Source organism: Streptomyces sp. NPDC015171, from assembly GCF_043079545.1.
Lineage (GTDB): Bacteria > Actinomycetota > Actinomycetes > Streptomycetales > Streptomycetaceae > Streptomyces.
Map to the genome: position 1 here is coordinate 53,828 of NZ_JBIBUO010000026.1, position 20,880 is coordinate 74,707.

The window sequence follows — 20,880 nt, forward strand, 5'->3', positions numbered from 1 at the left end:
ACCCTCATCACCCTGGACCAGCCGATCGTCGCCAGCAGCACAGGCAGCCACAGCGCCGGATGAGCAGCGGTAGTCCCGATCACTTCTCGCCGGTCCGCACTGAACCTTCGCCCGTCCACCGCCCGAAAGGCAGAGCCACGTGACCTCTCCCGCCTCCCCTTCGGATCACGTCACCCCGCGCGCCACTCTGCCCGCAGCGCAGTACGCCACATCCCGGCATGCGGCGTGGCTCGGCGCCGCCGCGATCATCACCGACGAGGTCGGCCGGGTCCTGTTGGTGCACCCCGCCTACCGCAAGGACGACTCGTGGCTGCTGCCCGGAGGCGTCGTTGAACCCGGCGAGCACCCGCATATCACCTGCCGTCGCGAGATCACCGAGGAACTGGGCCTGGATCTCCCGCTGTCGGCCGTGCTCGCCGTCCACTCCTTCTCCGCACACCACCCCGATCTGCTTCCCGGCACGCGCTGTCCGGGCGAGGTCCGGTTCGTCTTCGACGGGGGAACCCTCACGCCCGACCAGGTGAAGGCGATCCGCCTGCCGCGCGAGGAGCTGTCCGAGTACGCCTTCCTGGAGACCCGGGACGCGGTGCAGCGGCTGCGGCCTGTGGACGGGCGGATCATGCTCGCCGCCTACCGTGCGCGGCTCGGGAACACCGCCACAGCGCACCTCGCCGACGGCCGACACATCCTCGACGTCCCGGCGCTGGACCGGCACGACGTCCACGTCCGCTATCGGCCCCTGTGGGACAGCCCTCTCCACTGCGGCCCTGTCCCCGACTGGCTGCCCGTGCAGCAAGCATGGGCGTGGTGCTTCGTCCCCGACGGCCGGATCGTCCTCGTGGCCGACCCCGGCCCGCGGGGTGCGCTGCCGATGCTTCCCGGCGGCACTGTGGAAGATACCGATGCGATGCCCGAGGACACGCTGCACCGCGAAGCCGCCGAGGAAGGCCAGCTCACCCTGGCCGATCCGGTGCGACTGGGCTGGGTGCTGGACGAGACCGGCGAGGTCTACGGAGGGGTGGGGCCCAACGCCCGGCTCCGCCTGGCCGCCCGGGTCACCGCCATCGGGCCGGCGGCCGTCGACCCCGCCACCGACCACCATTTTGCCCGCCTGCTCGCCACTCCCGCCCAGGCAGCCGCTCTGCTGGGCTGGGGCCTGCCCGGGGCGCGGCAAGCCCAGGTCGCGGTGGACACCGCACGCGAGCTGTGGGGCCTGCCCGCAGCTCGCGCCGCCGCCATCGAGGAGATCCCGGCGGAGGGGATGCGGCTGAGCTGACCCGCACGACCGCCCCTCCTCGATTCGTCCCGCGCCACGCCCCTCTGAGGTAGCCCCATGCCGCTGTCGCACGACCACATCCGCACCACCATCGAGACCTACCTCGCTCTTCACCCTCACGAGCGCGAGCAGCTCGGCGCCTTCTTGGACGCCCTCGAACGTCCCACCGACATCGCCAGCCGCTCCACCTTCACCGGACATGTCACCTGCGGCGCGATCGTCCTCGACCCGCTCGGCCGCGTCCTGCACGTACTGCACCTGGCGAGCGGGAAGGTTCTCGCAACTGGAGTACGCGCGGGTTCGAGGAGAGCCTCAGTCGGCATGCTGACGTGTACCGGCACGTCAGACGCGTAGGTGCTGCCACATCGAAGCCGCACTGGAATCCTGGCTGAACTCCTGAAATTCAGGAGTCACTCCTGTAATCTCGCTGCCTGTGTCGGAATCCAGGACTCCCCTCACTCTCTTGCCGTCGGCGGTTGAGAAGGCGACCGCGGCTGGCCCGGATCTCGGCGTGACCGGTCCTGGTCTAGCTGATGTGGTGCTGCTACAGCGGCGTGCTGGTGCGCAGGTCTCCTCACAGGACGAGGAGCGGTTCTTCATCGACACGCTGGCGGAGTACCAGTGGTCTCGTGATGTGGCGGGGCTTGCACCCTCCACGCTGGAGAACCTGGTCCGACCCGTCATCGAAGTCTGCGACTACTACCACCTGCCGCCGTGGCGGATCACGCCACGGCACGTCGATCAGTACTTCGCCGGGGCTGGCAAGCGGGCGGGCGCGACGGTGCGCCAGAAAGTGACGCGGATCGATCACTACTACGCGTTTCTGGAACAGCGCTATGGCGGGGAGGTGTTCCGGCGGTTCGGCGCGGTGGTCGAATCGCCCGTCGATCCGTTCAACCGGCCTGCGCACCGCGGCGACTACACCCAGCGGATCCCACCGTCGGCCCGGGCGATACGTGAGTTCTTCGCGACTTGGCGCGCGGATTTGCCGAACACCAGGAAGTTCGCGGTGGCCTGCCGCGACTACGCGATGGCGAAACTGGCGTACATATCCGGGGTGCGGGCCTCGGAGTTGTGCGGGATGACGATGAGCGACCTGCACTGGGAGTCCGGGGCGTTCGGACGGTTCGAGGTCGTGGGCAAGGGGGCCCGCCGTTCCGGGCCGCGGCCCCGGGAGGCGTACATGTTCGCCGCCGGCCGCGAGCTGCTGTGGTGGTACGTCGAGGAGGTGCGCGGCTCGTTCTGCGACGACCCGGAACACCCTTTGGCGCCGGTGTGGCCCTCGGAGCGGCTGCCGGGGAACGTCGCGATGCTCAACGTGAGGGTGGCCCCGGCAGTGACGCCTTCGACCTTCCGCAAGGCGGTGGGCAGGGCCTCCGACCGGTATCTGACCGGCCCAGTGTCCGGGCTGCATCCGCATCTTCTACGGCATGCCTGCGCGACGCACTACTACGAGTCGGGCATGTCGCTGTGGGAGGTTCAAAAGGTCCTTGGCCACGAATGGACCACGACCACGGTTCGATATGTAAGAACGGCTCAGGGAGATCCCGAGCTGGCCAGCATGCAGGCGGCTGACCGTGCGGTACAGCGTCTGCGGGTGGACAAGGGGAGTCTGCGGTGAAGTGGAAGCTGCGCTGGGCGGCGGCGGAACGTGACATTTGGCGGCCGTCGGATCTGCTGGTGGCGTTCCGGCAGGTCGGGTTCAGCCCGTCGCTGAGCAAGGTCGCGGCGATGTGGAGTGGGAAGCCGGTCACGGTGCGCCTGGACGACCTGGATCGGATGTGTGCCGCGTTGGGCTGCCAGGTCTCCGATCTCTTGGAGGCCGAGCCGCACGAGGTGCAGCTGCCGGCTGACGTCGAGCAGACGCCGAAGGCGGTCGGTGCGGAGGGCTCTGGTGCGGTGCGTCCGGTGCCTCGCGCCGGGCGTTCGCCGCGGTCGCTGCCGCCGAACTGAGGATGGGGGCACGGCCGAAGCGTCCGAAGCGACCGGGACGCGTGGGGAACTGCTCTGGCTGTCTGGGGTGGGGCTGGCTGGTGCAGCCGCCTTACTGCTCGCCGTGCCACCAGACCAGGTCGAAGCCGGATCGTCGCGAATGCGCCTGTCGACGCTGTGACCGGGTGTGGTTCGTCAATCCGGAAGACCTGTGCCGGCCCTGCGTCGAGGAGGTCGTCGCTACCGACGCCGACTGGTACTTCAGGCTGACCTCAAGTCCCCGGCCGGTGCAGCTCACACTGATCTTCCAGGGGCTGCCCAAGCGTCCGGCGCAGCCGTTCGGCCCCTATCGGAAGCACGCCGACGGTCGGTACCACCTCCCGACGTGGGCACGGGCGCAGCGGCCCGATCCGGTGGCCGACGATCCACGTGTGCTGCCGCCGGCCGTTCCCGGGCAGATGGCCTTGTTCGAGTACCGCGGGCGCATCAGCATCGACTTCGCGAGCCGAATCCGTGACCGTCCGATCCTTGGTCTTGACGCCGTCGAGCCGGCACTGGCCGAGTTCATCGCGGAGCGCAGCTACACGAAGTGGTGGCTCCCGGTCGCCCGCGACGTCGTGCGGCTTGCCCTCGCGTTGGCCGCGGCGGAGGGCAAGACGCTGGTCGACGACGCCGTCCTGGCCTGTATGCCGCGGTTCGCCGGTGCCGCCGCCGAGGCCCTGCGTCGCTCAGGACTGCTTGCCCCGGATTGCGAGCTGCGTCCCGCCCCACGCGGGCCGAACGTCGTCGTGGGGCGCGAACCGCGAAGCTGCGCGCTCTGCGGCGCATTCGGCGGCACCGCAGAGATGTGTGCGGCCTGCCGGGCTTGGGCACTGAACCGCCCTGACTCCGCGGGCGTCTGTGCGCGCTGTCAGCATCCTGCACTGGCCATACGCGACGGATGGTGCCGTGCCTGCCTGCTGCACGTCCAGGAGCAGGGCATCGACGCTCACGGCTCCGACTGGTGCCAGCTATGGCTCGCCGACAGCGTCGTCGGGCTGTCCGAACGCCCCTTCCAGTTGAGTTGGCGGCGCACCGAGCCCTCGTCCCCCAGCGACAGGAAGCTGACTGCCGCGCCCTCGCCCGTCAGCCTCTCGCCCCACCTGCTCGTTTCGGGACAGGGTGAGCTGTTCAACCTTCGGCGGGACTGGGTGAACGCGCGGGCGATGCTGGAGAGCTACTCCTTGTCGCCAGCGGCAGCCGGCATGCTGGATCGGTTCAAGCGCCACGGCCAGGAGCACGGTTGGAGCAGCGAGAATCTCTCCACTTCGGTCAGGACCCTTCGCGTCCTGTTCGGATGGCTCGGCAACGCAGCCCCGATCCCCGAGCAGGACATCAGACTCCTGACCGAAGTGGGGCTGCGGACCCGCAGGGCGCTGCGATTCTTGGCCGACAACAGCCTGGTCATCCCTGATACCGCGCGCCAGAGCGAACCACGCGAGCATGCCTCGCACCGCATCATCGCCAGCCTGCCGTCCAGCATCAGCCCAGAGATCGAAGAGTGGGTCGTGCTGCTGCGAAGGGAAGATCGCAACGGTCGGCCCCACGCCCGCTACGCCACGATCAGGAACTACCTCCATTACGCCCACCCCGCCCTGGTTGAGTGGGGGCGACGCTACCGGACACTGCGAGAGGTGACCCCGGCCGACGTCGACGCCGCAATCGAATCCCAAGTGGGCGAGGCGGCACGCCACATGGGGATCGCTCTACGCAGCATCTTCCGCACGCTCAAGCGCAACAAGACCATCTTCCGCGACCCCACCCGCGGCGTCATCGTGCCTCATGGCCCTACACGGCCGCCGCGCACGCTCCCCAGCGATATGGTCGCCGGGCTCGTCGACCGCGCGAGCGGAGCCGCTGATCGCCTGGCCGTGGCTCTCGTCGCGATCCATGCGGTCGGCCAACGCGAACTCACGCGCATCCTCGTGGACGATCTGTCCCTGAGCCGCAGCCGCTTGCTCATCCGGCGTCGTCACGCACTTCGCGTCGTCCACCTCGACGAGGTCACCGTCAGCCTCCTCAACCTGTGGCTCCACGAGCGATACCGGCGCTGGCCTGCGACGCGCAATCCGCATCTGTTCATCAGCCAACAGACCGCCGCAGAGACCGGACCTGTCGACGCCGTCTACCTATGGCGCATATTCAATCCGCTGGGCATCAACCTCACCCAGCTGCGACGCGATCGCATCGTCGACGAAGCCCGCGTCACCGTCGACCCAGTCCACCTCATGCGCGTGTTCGGCATCACCGCTGACACCGCCCTGATCTACATCTACGCCGCCCATCCGGATAAACGCCCCGACCGGCTACGGTGACGGGCAAGCCCAGGAACCCACCGCCTACTCGACTACCTAGGGAGGCTGACGCGCGTGTTTCTCACTCACACCATCCGAGATTCCGCGAACCCGCGTGGGGCGAACATGACCGTGGGGAGGTTCCCGAAGGGCTGCTCACCCGGCGGCAGTTACGGGAGCGGGGGCTGAGCCCCGGCGGACATGGCCCGGTCGCGGTCGTGCGCTGCAAGCCCTGCGGATCCCGGCCCAACTGGTCGTGTATCCACCCCACCCGCGGCTGGCTCTACAGCGTGGAACACGCCCAGCCGAAACGGGTACCGACACTCCTTGCCAACAACGCGAAGGACACCCCCCGAGCCCGCGGTGAAGGTGCGAATAGACGGCACCCGATCACTTGTGCATGTTCCTCCCCGCTTCGACTGCTTGCGCTACCTCGACGCCGTGGAGGACGTACCAGAGCTGCCGATGGGCCGCTTCCATCCTTCCGCCAGCGACTTGGAGGGCGAGTGGCGCGGCGTTCCGGTCTGCGGATTCGAGGACTAAGGAACTTCAACTGTCCTCACGCCCTTACTCGTTAGCACACTCGCGCCCTTTTCAGCAGGCGCAGGCCGGTGGATATCGCCTTGGCGCAGGTGTCATGGTCCATGCCGAGGGGTGGGGCGATCGGGTGGAGTCGCTGGTGGGCGATGGTCTGGGCCTCGGTGTACTTCAGCAGGCCGTCGGCGCCGTGGCGCCGGCCCAGGCCGGAGTCGCCCATGCCGCCCATCGGGGCGTCGACGCTGCCCCAGGCAGCGGCAAAGGCCTCGTTGATGTTGACCGTGCCGGCGTGGATCCGGGCGGCGACCTGCTGGCCGCGGCGAGGGCTGGTGGTCCAGACACTGGCGTTGAGCCCGTACTCGGTGTCGTTGGCGAGCGCGATCGCCTCCTCGTCGGTGGAGAACGGATAGATCGAGACCAGCGGCCCGAAGGTCTCGGCGCGGTAGCAGACGGCGTCGGAGGTGACGCCGGTGAGGATGGTCGGCTCGTAGAAGAGCGGACCGAGGTCGGGGCGGGCCTTGCCGCCGGCGAGCACGGTGGCGCCCTTCGCCACGGCGTCGTCGACGTGGGCGGTGACCGTGGACAGCTGGGCGGGGTTGGTCAGGGAACCGACGTCGTAGCCGTAGTCGAATCCAGCTCCCAGGGTGAGCTCGCGGGTGCGGGCGGAGAACCGGGTGGTGAACTCGTCGTACAGCGAGTCGTGCACGTAGAGCCGCTCGATCGAGACACAGAGCTGCCCGGCGGAGGGAAAGCAGGCGCGGATCGCGCCCTCCACGGCCCGGTCCAGGTCGGCGTCGGCCAGCACCAGCATCGGGTTCTTGCCGCCCAACTCCAGGGAGGCGCCGATGAGGCGCTCCCCGGCGTCGCGGGCGATGGAGCGGCCGGTGGCGGTCGAGCCAGTGAACATGACGTAGTCCGCACCGGCCATGAGTGCTGGTCCGATCGAGGAGCCGGATCCGACGACGAGCTGCCACACACCGGCCGGGAGGCCGGCCTCGGTGAGCAGCTCGTGGGCCCACAGCGCGGTAAGGGCGGTCTGGGTGTCGGGCTTCTGCACCACGGCGTTGCCGGCCATCAGCGCGGCGATGGTGTCGCCGGCGGCCATGGAGAGCGGATAGTTCCACGGGGAGATCACGGTGACCACGCCCTTGGGGTGGTGCAGCTCCCGGGTGTGAGTCAGGCCGGGAATCGCGCCGCGGCGCCGGTGCGGCTTGAGCAGCGAGGGCCCCTTGCGGGCGTAGTAGCGTGCCGTGGCGGCGATGTCGCTGACCTCCAGGAAGGCGTCGCGGCGGGTCTTGCCGTTCTCGGCCTGCATCAGGTCCAGGGCCTCGTCCTGCCGGTCGAGGACCAGGTCGTGGAACCGGAGCAGCACCGCGGCGCGCTCCTTCGCCGGGCGGGCTGCCCAGGCGCGCTGGGCCGCGCGGGCGGTGAAGAACGCCTCGGTGACCACCTCTGGGGAGGAGACCGGGAGGGTGGCGAGCGGCTCCAGGGTGTAGGGCGCCCGGGTGGTCACCGTGTCGTGGCCGGCAGCGGCGGTGACCCGGGTGACGAGCCGGGCGAGCAGGGCCGGGGTGATCGAGCCGAGGACGCCGAAAGCCGCGGAAGTGGTGGGAGTGGTGGTCATGATGGCCCCTCAGGGATCCGTGTGGGTTGGGTCAGCCGAGGCAGAGCAAGGCGATGCCGATGTACTGGCAGGTCCAGGCGGCGATGGTGAAGAGGTGGAACAGCTCGTGGAAGCCGAACCACCGCGGGGAGAGGTCGGGCCACTTGGCGGCGTAGACGATCCCGCCGAGGGTGTAGAGCCCGCCACCGACCACGATCAGGACCCCCGCCGTGGTGGAGGCGGCGAAGAGAGAGCCCATCACCGGAATGATCGACCAGCCCAACGCGATGTAGAGACTGGTGGTCAGCGCTCGTGGCGCGGTGCGCCAGCCCAGCCGCAGCGCGATTCCCACTGCTGCGCCAGTCCACACCCAGGCCAGGATCGCGGCCTGCTCGAATCCGGTGAGCGCGGCCACCGCTATCGGGGTGTAGCTGCCGGCCGTGATCAGGTAGATGTTGGTGTGATCCACCCGCCGCAGCGCCAGTTCGGCCCAAAGGCCCCAACTGCCGCGGTGGTAGACCGCCGAGGTCGCAAAGAGGACGAACGCGGTCGCGGCATAGACCACGGCCGCGATCCTTTCGGCCCCGGCCGGTGCGAGAGCGATCAGCACGATCCCCGCGGCCAGCACCAGCGGCGCCGCGGCGGCGTGGAGCCAGCCCCGTAGGCGCGGCTTGATCACGGACACCAGATCCCCGGCACCGGTGGCGAGGTCAGCATCGGCCGAGGCGGCCAGTGCGCCGGACGTTGGCGGGCTCGGATAGGCGTACATCGGTTCTTCCTTCTCGAAGTGATGAGGGTGGCCGCCTTCAGCGTGGCAATATGCGAAGGGCCGACACAGATGCAGCGAGGCCCCGGAGTTACTAGATTGGGCCCCATGGATTGGGACCAGCCGAGGCCGCCGGTCAGCCTGCTGCTGATGACGCAGATCGCCGCGGAGCATGGCGTGCCGGCGGAGGCGTGCCTGGCGGGCACCGGGTTGACGCCGGAGGTGTTGCTCGACCCGGGAACCGAGGTCACGCCACGCCACGACCTCGCGGTGGCCCGCAACCTGGTCGAGCTGGTGCCGTCGGGTCACCCTGGGCTGGAGATGGGCAGCCGGTTCCGGCTGGCCGAGCAGGGCATCTACGGGTTCGCGCTGCTGAGCAGCCCCACGCTGCGTCAGGCCGTCGACGTCGGCCTGAGGTTCCTGGACCTGGCCTTCGCGATGGGCACCGTCGAGGCACAGGCAGACCGCGACGGCGATCTGATCCTCAGCCTCGATGCCCCTGAACTTCCTCCGACGGTGCGTCGCTTCTATGTCGAGCGTGATGCCGCTTCGATCATGACGATCCAGCGCGTGATCGCCCCGAGTCTTGCGGCGATCACTCGTGTCGAGTTCGCCTTCCCAGCGCCGCCCGAGGGCGACAGCGTCTTTCGTGATGTCTTCGGTCTTGAGCCGGTCTTCGACGCTGCAGAGACCGTGCTGGTCATCGACCGTGCGGTGGTCGATGCGCCGCTACCCGGGGCAAACCCTCACACCGCCGCGCAGACAATCGAGCAGTGTCGCCAGCTCCTGGACTCCCGTCGCGCTCGCAGCGGGGTGGCCGGACGGGTCCGGGACGAGCTTCTGGCAGGGATCGCCGATCCACCCTCCCTGGACACTGTCGCGGCCTCCGTTCACATGAGCGGGCGCACGCTGCGCAAACGCCTCACTGCCGAGGGCACCTCGTACCGGATCCTGCTCGATGAGGTCCGGGAGCACTTGGCCGAGGAGCTGCTGCTGGCCGGCGGGCTGCCGGTGGAGCACATCGCCCATCGGCTCGGCTATGTGGAGGTCTCCAGCTTCTCCCAGGCATTCCGGCGCTGGAAGGGAGTGGGGCCGCGCGAGTTCCGCTCCACTTTCAGGGTGCAGCGCCTCCGCGGCGCCTGATCCCAAGGGGGCCTGATCGAGTAACTTACGTGCCGCCTGGGCTCTGTGGCACGACCTGACGGGTACCTAGCGTTCATGGCATGTCCCACGACCTTGACACCCCACTCGTTCTCCCTTCAGGCACGACGCTGACAAGCCGGATCGCGAAGTCCGCGCTGAGCGAGGCGATCGGCAGCCACGACAACGCACCCACACCGGAGCTGATCCGCCTCTACGACCGGTGGGCCCACTCGGGCGCAGGCCTGCTCATCACCGGCAACGTGATGGTCGACCGCCGCGCCCTCGGTGAGCCCGGCAACGTGGCCGTCGAGGACAGACGGCACATGCCCCTGCTCAAGGAATGGGCCGCCGCGGCCACCGCCGGGGGCGCCCAGGCATGGGTCCAGCTCAACCACCCCGGACGCCAGGCACCCAAGGGCCTCAACGGCAACAATCAGGCGGTGGCGCCGTCGGTCACGTCGGTCTCCGGAGCCCCCGGTGTCTTCGGCAAGCCCCGAGCGCTGAGCGGTGACGAGATCTCCGAGACCATCGCGCGCTTCGCCACCGCGGCACAGACGGTGGTCGAGGCCGGCTTCACCGGCGTGCAGGTCCACGCCGCCCACGGCTACCTCATCAGCCAGTTCCTCTCCCCGCTGACCAACCAGCGCACCGACAAGTGGGGCGGCACCCCGGAGAACCGCCGCCGCTTCCTGATCGAGATCGTCCGTACGATCCGAGCCGCCCTGGGGCCCGGTGTCCCGATCGGGGTCAAGCTCAACTCCGCCGACTTCCAGCGCGGCGGCATGACCGAGGACGAGTCCACCGACGTCGTCCTCGCCCTGGCAGCCGAGGGCATCGACCTGCTGGAGATCTCCGGCGGCAACTACGAGTCCACGGTCTTCATGGGTGCCGACGCCGCCAACGGGGCCAAGGTCAAGACCTCCACCAAGGCCCGGGAGGCCTACTTCCTCGACTACGCCGAACGGGTCCGCAAGGCGATCGATGACAGCGGCACCACGCTACCGCTGATGGTCACCGGCGGCTTCCGCACCCGCACGGGCATGACCGAGGCTCTTGAGGGTGGCGCCGTCGACATGATCGGTCTGGGTCGACCGCTCATCCTGGAGCCCGACCTGCCCCGGCGCCTGATCGCCGGGACCGAGGCCGCGGTTCCGGTCACGATCAAGAAGCTGCGGATCAAGCACCTCGAAGGGATGGGCGAACTGATGTGGTACGGCGTCCAGCTGCGCCGCATCGGCCAGGGCAAGGACCCCGACCCCAAGCGGCACCCGCTGCGCAACCTGCCCCACTACATGCGCACCACCGGCCTGATCGGCAAGCCCGCCCGCCGCAGCATCGCCTGACCACCCGCCACCGACCACTCGCAGAACGGAGGAGCCCATGCCCATAGGGTTCACCCTCACCCCCGAGCAGATCGAGCTCCGGAACCAGGCCCGTGCCTTCGCCCAGGAGCATCTCGCCCCGCTGGTCGATCAGGTCCGCTCCACCACCGACCCCTACGAGGCCGCGCTGCTGGTCAAGCCCGCCCACGAGGCGGCGCTGGCGGCCGGCCTGGTCAAGGGCATGATCCCCGAGATCTTCGGCGGGACCATGGGCAACGGCGTCGACGCCGCGATCGTGACCGAGGAGCTGGCAACCGTCATGCCCGACTTCGTCGCGGCCCTCGGCGGGGTCCTGCTCGCGCTGACGCCGGTCTACTTCGGCGGCGACATGGACCAGATCAACAGGTTCCTCGCGCCCTTCCTGGCCGACGAGGGATCACCCCAGGCCGTGATGGCGCTCTCCGAACCGACCGGCACCGCCAACTTCGCCGCGCCCGCCCCGGCCGAGGGGATCGCCACCACCGCCGTCCTTGACGGCGAGGAGTGGGTGATCACCGGCGAGAAGCAGTGGTCGGCCAACCTCGGCGGCTGGGACGGCACCGGCCCCGAGCTCATGGTCGTCGCGTGCCGCACCCCCGGCGGGGTCTCCCTGATCGGGGTCGAGAAGGAGCACTTCACGCCCGACAACCTCCAGGTGCTCAACACCCTCGACATGCCCGGCTTGCGCGGTCACCTCACCCAGACCGTGCGCCTGGAAGACGTCCGCGTGCCCAAGGGCAACCTGATCGGCACCGAGGGCATGGGGACCGACCTGACCTACATCGCCTTCACCGCCTCCTCGGCAGCCGTCGGCGTGATGGCCACCGCCACCATGCGCGCCGCCTTCGACGTGGCCTTCACCTTCGCCAAGGAGCAGACCCGCGGCGGTGGTGTGCCGATCATCAAGCACCGCCCCGTCGCCGACTTCCTCACCGACGCCAAGGGCAAGATCGAGGCCACCCGCCTGCTGTCCTGGAAGGCCCTCGACGCCGTCGCCTCCGGTGATCCCGCAGGACTGGAGCTTGCGCTGCACGCCAAGGTCTTCGGCTCCGAGACCGCCGTCGAGGTGATCAACAAGCTCGTCCAGGTGGTCGGCGTGCAGTCCTACAACAAGGACTTCCCGATCATCCACCACCTGCTCAACGCGCTGGCCTACCCCGTCTTCGAGGGCGGCAACATCAGCATGCGACGCCGCCAGCTCCAAGGCGTCATCACCACCGAGGGCTGGAATCCGCTCTCAGCATCGGGACTCGCCTGATGTCCGCCCTGCCCGACATGCGCCTCCCGACCACAGCGTGGCAACGCCACCTTCGCCACGAAGCAGCGGTAGGGATAGTCCTATGAGTAGCGCCCTGGAACTCGACCTCACCACACTTCGGCTGGAGCAGGACGGGCGCGTCCTCACGGCGTTCTACGCCAACCCGCCACTCAACCTGATCACCACTGCGTTCCTAAAGGACCTCGACCAGCTCACCCGCGCCGTCGACCGCGACCCGACCATCGGCGCGGTCGTGCTGACCAGCGACCTGCCCGCAAGGTTCATGATCCACGTCGATGCCGAGGAGCTCGGCTCGATGGTCAACCTGCCACTGCCCCGCCTCCGGCCCGGCACGATGCTGCCCGTCTGGAAAGCCTCCGACCGTGCCCTGGGCCTGCCCGGAGGGGAGTCCGTCGGTGAGCGCCTGGGCACCCTCGGCGCGGGCATTCTCTGGGCCCACCGCTGGAAGAAGTCGACGCTGCGGATGAACCGCTCGGGAGTGGTCTACCTCGCCTCGATCGGCGGGCCGGCCCTGGCCGGCGGCACCGAGATCGCCCTCGCCTGCGACGTCCGGTACGCCGCCGACGACCCCGCCGTGGTCTTCGGACAGAGCGAGATCCTCTTCGGAATGCTGCCCGGCGGAGGCGGCACCCAGCGACTGACCCGCCACATCGGCCCCGGGCGGGCCCTCGAGATGATCCTCGAGGGCTCGACCATCGACGCCGCCCAGGCACTCGACTACGGCCTGGTCCAACGCCTCGTGCCGTCCGACGAACTCCTCGCCCGCACCCAGGCCGCCGCAGCCCGGCTCGCCACACGACCCCGGGGAGCAGTCTCAGCCGCCAAGCGCCTCGCCTACGCCGCCACTGACCGTCCCTTGCGTCGAGGCCTGGACCACGAGCTCGCCGCCTTCATCGCCGCCGGCACCGCCGAGACGCCCAAGCGAGTTCTGCCGATCCTGGCCCAGGAAAGCGAGGAGCACGGCGAAACCCCCTTTCTCGCCAACCCGCGGGCCTGGCTGGACGGCGGGCGGCTGAACGAACGGTAGAAGTGATCGCGACGCCCGGTCTGAAACCAGTCTTCCGCCGATGGATCTCGGTCTGCCGTCAGCAGAGATCGCTGCCGCGATTGCCGCCGGTCCTCCTCGCCGCAACAGGACTTTGCGCGTCGCTGAGCCATGGGGATGGATGTGGTGGCCCAGCGAAGTCCCATTGGTCCGGTCTGATCCCGACGAGGACAACGCGCGCTCGATCAGCGCCCGTGAGGCTGACTGGTTCCTGATGTCGGCCTGCTGGCACTGCCTGATGGCACGTCCTCGGCTGGCGAGCCATGTGAGGAAGGCGCTGGCCTGGGTGACTTCCTGCTTGGTGTGGTTGGTCCGGGAGCGCCCCAGCAGTCCCTTCGCCGCCTTCGTCGGCAGCCGCCACATCTGGTGCCGGGTGGCGAAGTGGCGGAGAAGCCGCCGGTGTTCGGAGTCTTCGATGGTGGCGAGCAGCTCGGTCGCGATGTGCGGCTTCTGGTGGTCCCCGAGCCGCGTCATGACATCCACGACCAGCGGAAGGTCGTCGGAGCCGGGGGCGTAGACCGCCTGGCGGCCGTCGACGTCCTCGAAGGCGAGCAGATCCCACTCGGCCTCCTGGACGTGCCGCAGCAGAGCCGGGGCGACGTCGCGTACGTAGAGAGCCCCGTTGGCCTCCCGCTGCCGCGTCCACGCTTGTTTGTGATTCTGTCGCATCCCCTTGACGAAGACCGTGCCGCCGAGGGGCACGGAGACGGACGGCGATCTCGCCGTTGCGGCCGTCGGAGAGGCTTACTGTCCTCAAAACGCGGTCGGCCCGCAGCTCGGGCTCGCGTCACTCAACGTGAGACCGAGTTCTCAGCGACAAGGAATACGCGACACCTCAACACGCGAGCCCATCAGTCCCGAGGCCGGAACTCGTCCGTGCAGAGCGCCTTGTCGCCCACCAACGCGCAGGTTCCCGCGACTGAGCGGCCAGAATTCCCCGAACCCACCTGCTTGCCCCGGCGGACACGCCGAGCCCTCTGATGAGTCCCTGGCAGGGACGGCGCTGCGGGAACTGCACGAGGAGACCGGGATCCCACCCCAGGCCGTCACGCCGTGGCCTGGATACGAGACGGTGCCCTTCGACATCGACATCCACGACATTGACGCCCGCCCGGGCAAAGGCGAACCCGGCCACCAGCACTTCGACCTCCGGTTCCTCTTCCGCCTGCACACCGCGAGCAAGGTGGAGGTGACGCTGCAGGAAGAGGAGGTCGGCGGCATCGAGTGGCGGCCCGTGGACAAGGTGGCCTCAACATCCCTGCGCGAGAAGCTCCTCAAGCTCCCGCTCCAGGGCGAACCGGAGACGGCCAACGCCTCCGCACTGATCTACAACGACCACGGTGAGTACCTGCTCCACCTGCGCGACTACTTCCCCGGCGAGATCTGGGAGCCGGGCATGTGGTCCCTGCTGGGCGGCGGCCGAGAGCCCCAGGACGCCACCCTGGAACACACCGTGCGCCGCGAACTGGCCGAGGAAGCCGACCTCGACCTCGCCGACCTGACTCCGTTCGGCACCGAGTACGCCTCCGACGACGCCGGCAGGACGGTGCCCATCGCCATCTACGCCGGCCGCTGGAACGGCGACCCGCGCGAACTCACGCTGACGGAAGGGGTGATGCTGGCCTGGTTCGCCCCTGGCGACCTCCACCGCCTACGCATCGCGGACACCACCAGCGACCTCGTACGGCGCCACGCCGCCAGCCTCCCGGCCCCCACCGCGCCGCAGAGCAGGCTCGCCCCGAAGGAGGAGCACCGAGCTTGCCCGCACGGCACGGTCCTCAACGTCATCGGCGTCCACCTCTATCTGGAGCGCCCCGATGGGACGGTGCTGCTCGGGCTGCGCCACCCCGACTCCGCGTTCGCGCCGTCCACCTGGCACGTCCTGGCCGGCCACTGCGAGCAGGAGAACGCCATCAGCTGCCTGATCAGGGAGGCGCGGGAGGAAGCCGGCCTGCACATCGAGCGAAGGGACGTCGAACTCGTCCACGTGGTCCACCACATCGACAAGGCCGGGGACCGGCCCCGCATGGGCCCATTCTTCCGCGCCCGCGTCTGGAGCGGCGAGCCAGAGCTGCGCGAGCCGGACAAGTGCACCCAGTGGAGATTCTGGGATCCCGCCGCGCTCCCCGACAACGTCGTCCCCTACACCCGAGTGGCCATCGGAAAGATCCAGAACGGGGAGCTGTACAGCGAGACGGGCTGGCCCGCGTGACCGGCACCCCGAGCGGCGCAGACCGCCGTGCGTCCACGGCAACTGGGGCCGGCCGTAAGGACACCCGCCTCGTGGTGATCCGCGGCAACTCGGCGTCCGGCAAGTCAAGCGTGGCCCAGGGCCTGCGAGATCACTACGGCCGCGGTATCGCGATCGTGGGCCAGGACGTGATCCGCCGGAACGTGCTCAGGGAACACGACACCGCGCGCGGCGCCAACATCGCCCTGCTGGGCAGGATCGCACGCGAAGCACTGAACGCCGGCTTTCACGTGGTCCTCGAAGGGATTCTGTACGCCGACCGCTACGGCCACATGATCACGTCTCTGGTACGGGACCACCGCGGCGTCTCCAGCTGCTACTACCTGGACGTGCCGTTGGAAAACACGTTTGCCCGGCACACGTCGAAGGCTGATGCCGCGTACCTGGAGCAAGTCACCGACAGCCACCTCGCCTCCTGGTACCGCGAGCTGGATCTATTGCCTCGCGGTCTGGAGACCGTGATCCCGGCCGACAGCACGCTACAGAATACCGTCGCGCGCATCCGGCGCGAAACCGGCCTGGCCTCTGTTTCCACCATCCCGCCGCCTCAGTGCAAGCCGTCACAGGGAGACTCGATGAACCCTCTGGTGTTGATGTCCGATCCGCGGGTCGCCGCGATCCCGGTCCGCGAGTGCGGGGAGCCGCTCATCGACGTGCGTGACCACAACTTCCGTGTCGATCCCCGTAAGCAGGATCCGCAAGGGGCGTTCGCCCACGTCCGCGAGGGCGTCCTGGCCCGGCTGGAGCATGCCCGCTCGCTCCTGCCCGGCGGCACCGACCTGCTGTTCATCGAGGGCTACCGGCCGCTGGCCCTCCAGCAGCGCTACTTCACCGAATACCGGGACGAGCTGGCCGCCGCTCACCCCGACTGGACAGCGGAGCATTTGCACCAGGCCGCCAGCCGGTACGTGTCGCCGCCGGAGATCGCGCCCCACTCCGCAGGCGCGGCCGTGGACGTCACCCTCGTCGACCAGGACGGCCACGAACTCGACCTCGGCACCCGCGTCAACGCCTCCCCCGAGGAGAGCGACGGTGCCTGCTTCACACACGCACCGAACCTCAGCGACCGCGCGCGCCACCACCGCACGCTCCTGCTCAACGCCATGGAGGCCGCCGGTTTTACGAACTACGGAACCGAGTTCTGGCACTTCTCGGCAGCGGACCGCTACGACGCGCTGATGCGGCAGGAGCCGCACGCGCGCTACGGACCGATCGAGCTGCCTTAGCACGCCGGCATCTTCGTCAGCACGCCGGCATCTTCGTCCACTTCCTCACCGCCCGCGCCGATCCGGAAGCACAGGAGAGCGGCAACCGCCCCTCGGGTGGTTGCGCTCTCCAGACCGGCAACGGACGGATACGCCGAACGGAGGCACGTATGCCTGACGACACCCAGCAGGCGATCCCAGCCGCCCCGAATCCGGCGGCCGGAGACGAACCACGCGAGCACCACATGCACCTGCTCGGGCGGTACTACCGCCAAGTGGAAGCAGGCCGCAAGACGATCGAAGTGAGGGTGGCCACCCCGAACAAGCGTGCCGTCGGCGTCGGCGACACGGTCGTCTTCCACGACCGGGACACCGGGCGGGAACTCGACGTCATCGTGCAGCGGATCACCCCGTGCCCCTCCTTCGACGACCTGCTCAACTCGGAGGACACCGCGCGCATCGACCCGGACGGGCCGCCCGGAGAGCTGCTCGCCAACCTCCGCAGCATCTACCCGCCGGCCAAGGAAGCGCTCGGTGTTCTTGCCCTCGCCTTCGACCACCGCCCTGCCCGGCCCGGCCGCCCCATGCCGATGACGCCCACGCAGTACGCGCAGACGGTGCCCCACCACACGGTGTACGGCTGCCTGTACATCCGCGACGAGCACGACCGACCGGTCCAGCTCCGCTCGGTCTACGGCTCAAGACTCTGGCAGTTTCCCGGCGGCAACTTGGGCGCCCCGGGCGAGGACCCGCTGCAGACCGCTCGGCGCGGGGCGGTCGAGGAGACGGGCCTCGAACTCGGCATGGACACGCCGAAGCTGCTCCTCACGCACTTCCTGCACGCCGGTTCGCGCCTGCCGTTGAACAAGGTGGGGCTCATCTTCGACGGAGGCCGGCTGACCGCCGAGCAGATCGGCCGGATTCGCCTCGACCCCGCCGAGCACGACATGTGGGCCGTCCACGACCTCGCGACCTGGCAGGAGCTGATGGCACCGCGCGCCTTCGCCCGCCTCGACGCCATCGAACGAGCAAGGCGCGGAGAGGGCCCCACTTTCCTGATCACGCACACCTGACCTTCACCACCCCTACCAGGAGGCAACCGTGCCCGCCGAGGACACCAACACCCGGGCCTGGCAGATCTACGGCCAGAGACAATCGGTTTGGTGGCTAATCGGTCATGACGCCTTTGGCGACCGGCCGAGCCAGAAGGCAGCAACCGAGGGCTGGTCGATTCCGGCAGTCGAACCGTCGTGAGCAAGAAACTCGGTCGGAGCGATGTAGCCGTCGCCCGGATCGAGGCGGATGCGCAGACAGCGCAGCTGGTGCCCTGCAGCAACGTACCTACGGACGTCCTCGGTATGGGGGTGCTGCCGGTCCGGGTTGGCGTGGAGTGTACGGCAGATCTGTTGAATGTCATGGTCTCCGATGAGCAGGTAGCGCGGGCCGGGGCCGAGGTTGAGGCAGAGTCGCCGGCGGCCCTGGTGGCGTCTGGGGTACGGCAGCCGGTCGAAGTTGTCGACGTGCAGGCCGATGCGTCGGCCGGTGGTGGAGTCCTTTGTGGTGGTAGTCCAGTTACCGGGGCTGGACGCGCATCCCAGGAGGGTGGTGGGCCAGCGGCCATTGAGGGGGTCGAGGCGGGCGGCGATTTCGAGCCGGTCGGACAGGTCGTCCGGGTCGAGCGGCGGCAGCGGTCGGCGTACGAGCTCGATGCGGATGCTGTCCGGCGCCGAGTCGTCGGCCTGGTACCGCTCGGCCCCGTCGGCGGTGAGGGGTACCCAGTCGTCGCTGGGGACGATGGCGCCGCGGTCGTAGCCGTGCTCGCTGTCGGTCTGCCGGACCGGTGCGGTGTCGCACCGGCCGCGTATGTCGTCGTACGTGTCGAATGCGAGTCGCGGGCCCATGGCCGTGCCTCCCGAGGGCAGGTGCGGGGGCTACTTGTTGTCGAGGTCTTCACCGAAGGTGACGTCCAGCTCGGCGGCGAGGGCCTCGGCCAGCTGGAGTGTCTGGGCGTGGTCAATGACGACCTGCTTGAGCGAGGTCAGGCCGCGAAGCTGGGAGAGGTCGTTGCCCCGGAGGTCCAGGCCGCGGTACTTCCCGCCGTCGAACTCGGTCAGCCGTAGATCGCAGTCGTCGATCAGGGCGGTGCCGAGGTCAGCGGCGGCGAAGGTGGTCTCGCGCAGAGAGCACTTGGCGAAGATCACGGGTCCGGTGGCCCGGACGCGGGTGAGGGTGCTGTAGTCGAGTTTGCAGTTCTCGAACAGGACGTTGTCGAGTGTCACGTCTTCGAGTGCGGCGCCCATGAGTTTGCAGTCGCGGAAGACGGCTCGGGAGATCTTGCTGTCGGTCCACTGCAGGGAGGACAGGTCGCATCCGGTGAACTCGACGGAGTCGACGCGGAGCTTCTCCAGGCGGGTGCGCTGGGCCTTGACGCCAGTGATCCGTCCGCCCATCAGGTGGGTGTCGGCCAGGTCGAGGTCCCGCAGGTCGGCGTCGGCGTATTGGAACTCCGCCACCCGGCCACGGCCGCCCTCCAGCGAGGTGACGTTGGAGAGGTAGAGGCCCGGCTCGTTCAGGGCAGGGAGCGTGACGCTCGTACGGCGGATCGTGCGGGTGTCCATCAACAGCCTTTCAGCGCAGTGGCTCGGTCGTCCCGCTGCTGGCACGCCCAGGGGCGTGCCAGCAGCGGGACGACTCACTTCTTCTTGTTCCAGTTGTCCCAGGTCGGGCGGTTGTCGAAGGGAGCCGGGTTCTTCGCCCAGTTGTCCCACGTAGGCCGGTTGTCCCACGCTCCTTCAACGATCACCGGGGGCGGGGCGTCGTGCGTGGCTATCAACTCCATCACGACGGGGGTGTCGGATGCGGCGAGTCGGTCCAGGATCTTCATGCAACAGCCTCCTTGGTTGCGAGCGTGGACAGGGCCGTGACCAGGGCCTGCCGGGAGACCCGGCAATAGTTGGTCTCGGTGGTCGTGAGGTCGCCGTTCTCGAAGTAGCGGTTGGCGGCCTGGGCGCCGCGGCAGAAGTCGAAGAACTCGCATTCGGCCTGGCAGCGGTCCAGGCCGGTAAGAAAGTCGCGCACGTAGCGCAGCCGGTGAGCATCACGGAGGATCTCGGGCAGGGGACGGTCGAGGATGTTGCCGGCCACGAAGTCGCCGTACTCGGGCGCCGCCGTGTCCGCGAGTTCCGGGGAGAGCAGGACCACGTCGCCCTTCCAGGAGACGGTGGGGATCGGGTCGAGGCGGCGCCGGTCCCACTCAGCTCTCTGGCCGGAACGGATCAGCTTCAGGTACTCGGCGAGCCGTTCGACTTCCCGGACCGCAGGGGCACCAGGATGCTCGCGGGCCCAGGAGAGGATGCGGCGCCAGAACTCCTCGGCCTGGACTGCGGTGGGCGGCTGCCGGTCGGTGTTGACCCCTTCGATCTCCTCGATGTTGAAGCCCACCGAATGGCCGCCCAGAGAGGCCAAGAACTCCAGCAGCTCCTCCGGCATCGCGATGCCTATGGTGCCGACCACCGAGATGACGGAGAACGGGATGCCGTGCTCGCGCAGCTGCGAGATGCCGCACAGGATCCGGTCGAAGGCGGGCTTGCCCCGCAGGTCGACGCGCTCGGCATTCAAGGCGGCCGGCCCGTCGATGCTCACCCCGACGCGGACGCCGTACGCGGCCAGCAGGTCGCACCACGTCTCGGTGATCAGCGTCGCGTTGGTCTGCACATAGTGGTGGACTCGGCCCGCCCGCCGCAGGGCCTCGAACGGCGCGAGCAGGGCGGCGAACTTCTGCTGGCTCACGGCGAGCGGCTCCCCGCCGTGCCAGACGATGCCGATCGGATGGCCGCTGTCGTCGAACTGGGCCACCGCCTGCGCCAGGGCCTCGGCCACCTCCAAGGGCATCTGGTGCTTGAGCTTGCGAAACGGCAGATAGCAGTACCGACAGTCCAGATTGCACCAGGTCGTGGGCTGCACCACCACGGTCTGCGGGGCCGCGAACCGCTGCTGGTACCGGGCACGCCACAGGAAGGAGCGAGAGCGCATCAGGGTCCTCTCCTCAACGGACAGAGGGCAACGCCGGCCCGCAGTGGTGCCGCGGAGCGGGATACGACCAGGATCCGACCCGTGATGACGTGTACGCGATGACATCGCGCTGTCATT

18 protein-coding genes are annotated in these 20,880 nt (G+C 68.9%); 12 read left to right on the top strand and 6 right to left on the bottom strand.

Annotated elements, in window-relative coordinates; all coding sequences use genetic code 11:
- Positions 1-139: 139 nt before the first annotated feature.
- The 5 genes from ACF073_RS38445 to ACF073_RS38465 all read left to right on the top strand — a co-directional run bounded on the left by ACF073_RS38445 (position 140) and on the right by ACF073_RS38465 (position 5,562).
- On the top strand, positions 140-1,276 hold the full coding sequence (locus ACF073_RS38445) for an NUDIX domain-containing protein (protein WP_392076148.1): 1,137 nt from the start codon (positions 140-142) through the stop codon (positions 1,274-1,276).
- Between the two features lie 57 nt (positions 1,277-1,333).
- Positions 1,334-1,630 (top strand): hypothetical protein, encoded by a 297-nt coding sequence (locus ACF073_RS38450; protein ID WP_392076149.1) that lies wholly within the window; start codon positions 1,334-1,336, stop codon positions 1,628-1,630.
- A 109-nt stretch (positions 1,631-1,739) separates the two neighbouring features.
- Entirely contained in the window at positions 1,740-2,897 is a 1,158-nt protein-coding gene (locus ACF073_RS38455; RefSeq protein ID WP_392076150.1) for a tyrosine-type recombinase/integrase, read from the top strand.
- Positions 2,894-3,229, top strand: a complete 336-nt coding sequence (locus tag ACF073_RS38460) for a helix-turn-helix domain-containing protein (RefSeq protein ID WP_392076151.1) — start codon at positions 2,894-2,896, stop codon at positions 3,227-3,229. Before ACF073_RS38455 ends, ACF073_RS38460 begins: the two co-directional genes overlap by 4 nt.
- A gap of 164 nt (positions 3,230-3,393) precedes the next feature.
- Entirely contained in the window at positions 3,394-5,562 is a 2,169-nt protein-coding gene (locus tag ACF073_RS38465) for a hypothetical protein (protein ID WP_392076152.1), read from the top strand.
- A gap of 553 nt (positions 5,563-6,115) precedes the next feature.
- Here the strand turns inward: ACF073_RS38465 and ACF073_RS38470 are convergent.
- Positions 6,116-7,702, bottom strand: coding sequence for a succinic semialdehyde dehydrogenase (locus ACF073_RS38470; protein ID WP_392076153.1), 1,587 nt, complete (start codon positions 7,700-7,702; stop codon positions 6,116-6,118).
- Between the two features lie 31 nt (positions 7,703-7,733).
- Complete coding sequence (locus tag ACF073_RS38475; protein WP_392076154.1) at positions 7,734-8,450, bottom strand: hemolysin III family protein; 717 nt, start codon at positions 8,448-8,450, stop codon at positions 7,734-7,736.
- Between the two features lie 105 nt (positions 8,451-8,555).
- On the opposite strand from ACF073_RS38475, the gene ACF073_RS38480 reads away from it, so the two are divergent.
- From ACF073_RS38480 to ACF073_RS38510, 7 genes are all read left to right on the top strand, one after another.
- Positions 8,556-9,590, top strand: coding sequence for an AraC family transcriptional regulator (locus ACF073_RS38480; protein WP_392076155.1), 1,035 nt, complete (start codon positions 8,556-8,558; stop codon positions 9,588-9,590).
- A gap of 80 nt (positions 9,591-9,670) precedes the next feature.
- Positions 9,671-10,933 (top strand): NADH:flavin oxidoreductase/NADH oxidase family protein, encoded by a 1,263-nt coding sequence (locus tag ACF073_RS38485; protein WP_392076156.1) that lies wholly within the window; start codon positions 9,671-9,673, stop codon positions 10,931-10,933.
- A 37-nt stretch (positions 10,934-10,970) separates the two neighbouring features.
- Complete coding sequence (locus ACF073_RS38490) at positions 10,971-12,209, top strand: acyl-CoA dehydrogenase family protein (RefSeq protein ID WP_392076157.1); 1,239 nt, start codon at positions 10,971-10,973, stop codon at positions 12,207-12,209.
- Between the two features lie 82 nt (positions 12,210-12,291).
- Positions 12,292-13,257, top strand: a complete 966-nt coding sequence (locus ACF073_RS38495) for an enoyl-CoA hydratase/isomerase family protein (RefSeq protein ID WP_392076158.1) — start codon at positions 12,292-12,294, stop codon at positions 13,255-13,257.
- An 814-nt stretch (positions 13,258-14,071) separates the two neighbouring features.
- The gene (locus tag ACF073_RS38500) at positions 14,072-15,487 is read left to right on the top strand and encodes an NUDIX domain-containing protein (protein WP_392076159.1); all 1,416 of its coding nucleotides are present in this window, start codon (positions 14,072-14,074) and stop codon (positions 15,485-15,487) included.
- A gap of 71 nt (positions 15,488-15,558) precedes the next feature.
- On the top strand, positions 15,559-16,752 hold the full coding sequence (locus tag ACF073_RS38505; RefSeq protein ID WP_392076160.1) for a M15 family metallopeptidase: 1,194 nt from the start codon (positions 15,559-15,561) through the stop codon (positions 16,750-16,752).
- Positions 16,753-16,901: 149 nt separating this feature from the next.
- On the top strand, positions 16,902-17,804 hold the full coding sequence (locus ACF073_RS38510; protein WP_392076161.1) for an NUDIX domain-containing protein: 903 nt from the start codon (positions 16,902-16,904) through the stop codon (positions 17,802-17,804).
- A 102-nt stretch (positions 17,805-17,906) separates the two neighbouring features.
- On the opposite strand, the gene ACF073_RS38515 is transcribed toward ACF073_RS38510, so the two are convergent.
- The 4 genes from ACF073_RS38515 to amcB all read right to left on the bottom strand — a co-directional run bounded on the left by ACF073_RS38515 (position 17,907) and on the right by amcB (position 20,763).
- On the bottom strand, positions 17,907-18,632 hold the full coding sequence (locus ACF073_RS38515) for a hypothetical protein (RefSeq protein ID WP_392076162.1): 726 nt from the start codon (positions 18,630-18,632) through the stop codon (positions 17,907-17,909).
- 30 nt (positions 18,633-18,662) lie between these two features.
- Positions 18,663-19,349 (bottom strand): pentapeptide repeat-containing protein, encoded by a 687-nt coding sequence (locus ACF073_RS38520; RefSeq protein WP_392076163.1) that lies wholly within the window; start codon positions 19,347-19,349, stop codon positions 18,663-18,665.
- A gap of 74 nt (positions 19,350-19,423) precedes the next feature.
- The gene (gene amcA, locus ACF073_RS38525) at positions 19,424-19,615 is read right to left on the bottom strand and encodes a multiple cyclophane-containing RiPP AmcA (RefSeq protein WP_392076164.1); all 192 of its coding nucleotides are present in this window, start codon (positions 19,613-19,615) and stop codon (positions 19,424-19,426) included.
- Positions 19,612-20,763, bottom strand: a complete 1,152-nt coding sequence (gene amcB, locus ACF073_RS38530) for a cyclophane-forming radical SAM peptide maturase AmcB (RefSeq protein ID WP_392076165.1) — start codon at positions 20,761-20,763, stop codon at positions 19,612-19,614. Before amcB ends, amcA begins: the two co-directional genes overlap by 4 nt.
- Positions 20,764-20,880 lie beyond the last annotated feature (117 nt).

Bases quoted from the DNA above. Each gene is read 5' to 3' on its own strand.
- ACF073_RS38450 (WP_392076149.1), top strand. From the start codon at position 1,334: ATGCCGCTGTCGCACGACCACATCCGCACCACCATCGAGACCTACCTC.
- ACF073_RS38470 (WP_392076153.1), bottom strand. From the start codon at position 7,702: ATGACCACCACTCCCACCACTTCCGCGGCTTTCGGCGTCCTCGGCTCG.
- ACF073_RS38475 (WP_392076154.1), bottom strand. From the start codon at position 8,450: ATGTACGCCTATCCGAGCCCGCCAACGTCCGGCGCACTGGCCGCCTCG.
- ACF073_RS38480 (WP_392076155.1), top strand. From the start codon at position 8,556: ATGGATTGGGACCAGCCGAGGCCGCCGGTCAGCCTGCTGCTGATGACG.
- ACF073_RS38485 (WP_392076156.1), top strand. From the start codon at position 9,671: ATGTCCCACGACCTTGACACCCCACTCGTTCTCCCTTCAGGCACGACG.
- ACF073_RS38490 (WP_392076157.1), top strand. From the start codon at position 10,971: ATGCCCATAGGGTTCACCCTCACCCCCGAGCAGATCGAGCTCCGGAAC.
- ACF073_RS38495 (WP_392076158.1), top strand. From the start codon at position 12,292: ATGAGTAGCGCCCTGGAACTCGACCTCACCACACTTCGGCTGGAGCAG.
- ACF073_RS38510 (WP_392076161.1), top strand. From the start codon at position 16,902: ATGCCTGACGACACCCAGCAGGCGATCCCAGCCGCCCCGAATCCGGCG.
- ACF073_RS38515 (WP_392076162.1), bottom strand. From the start codon at position 18,632: ATGGGCCCGCGACTCGCATTCGACACGTACGACGACATACGCGGCCGG.
- ACF073_RS38520 (WP_392076163.1), bottom strand. From the start codon at position 19,349: ATGGACACCCGCACGATCCGCCGTACGAGCGTCACGCTCCCTGCCCTG.
- amcA (WP_392076164.1), bottom strand. From the start codon at position 19,615: ATGAAGATCCTGGACCGACTCGCCGCATCCGACACCCCCGTCGTGATG.
- amcB (WP_392076165.1), bottom strand. From the start codon at position 20,763: ATGCGCTCTCGCTCCTTCCTGTGGCGTGCCCGGTACCAGCAGCGGTTC.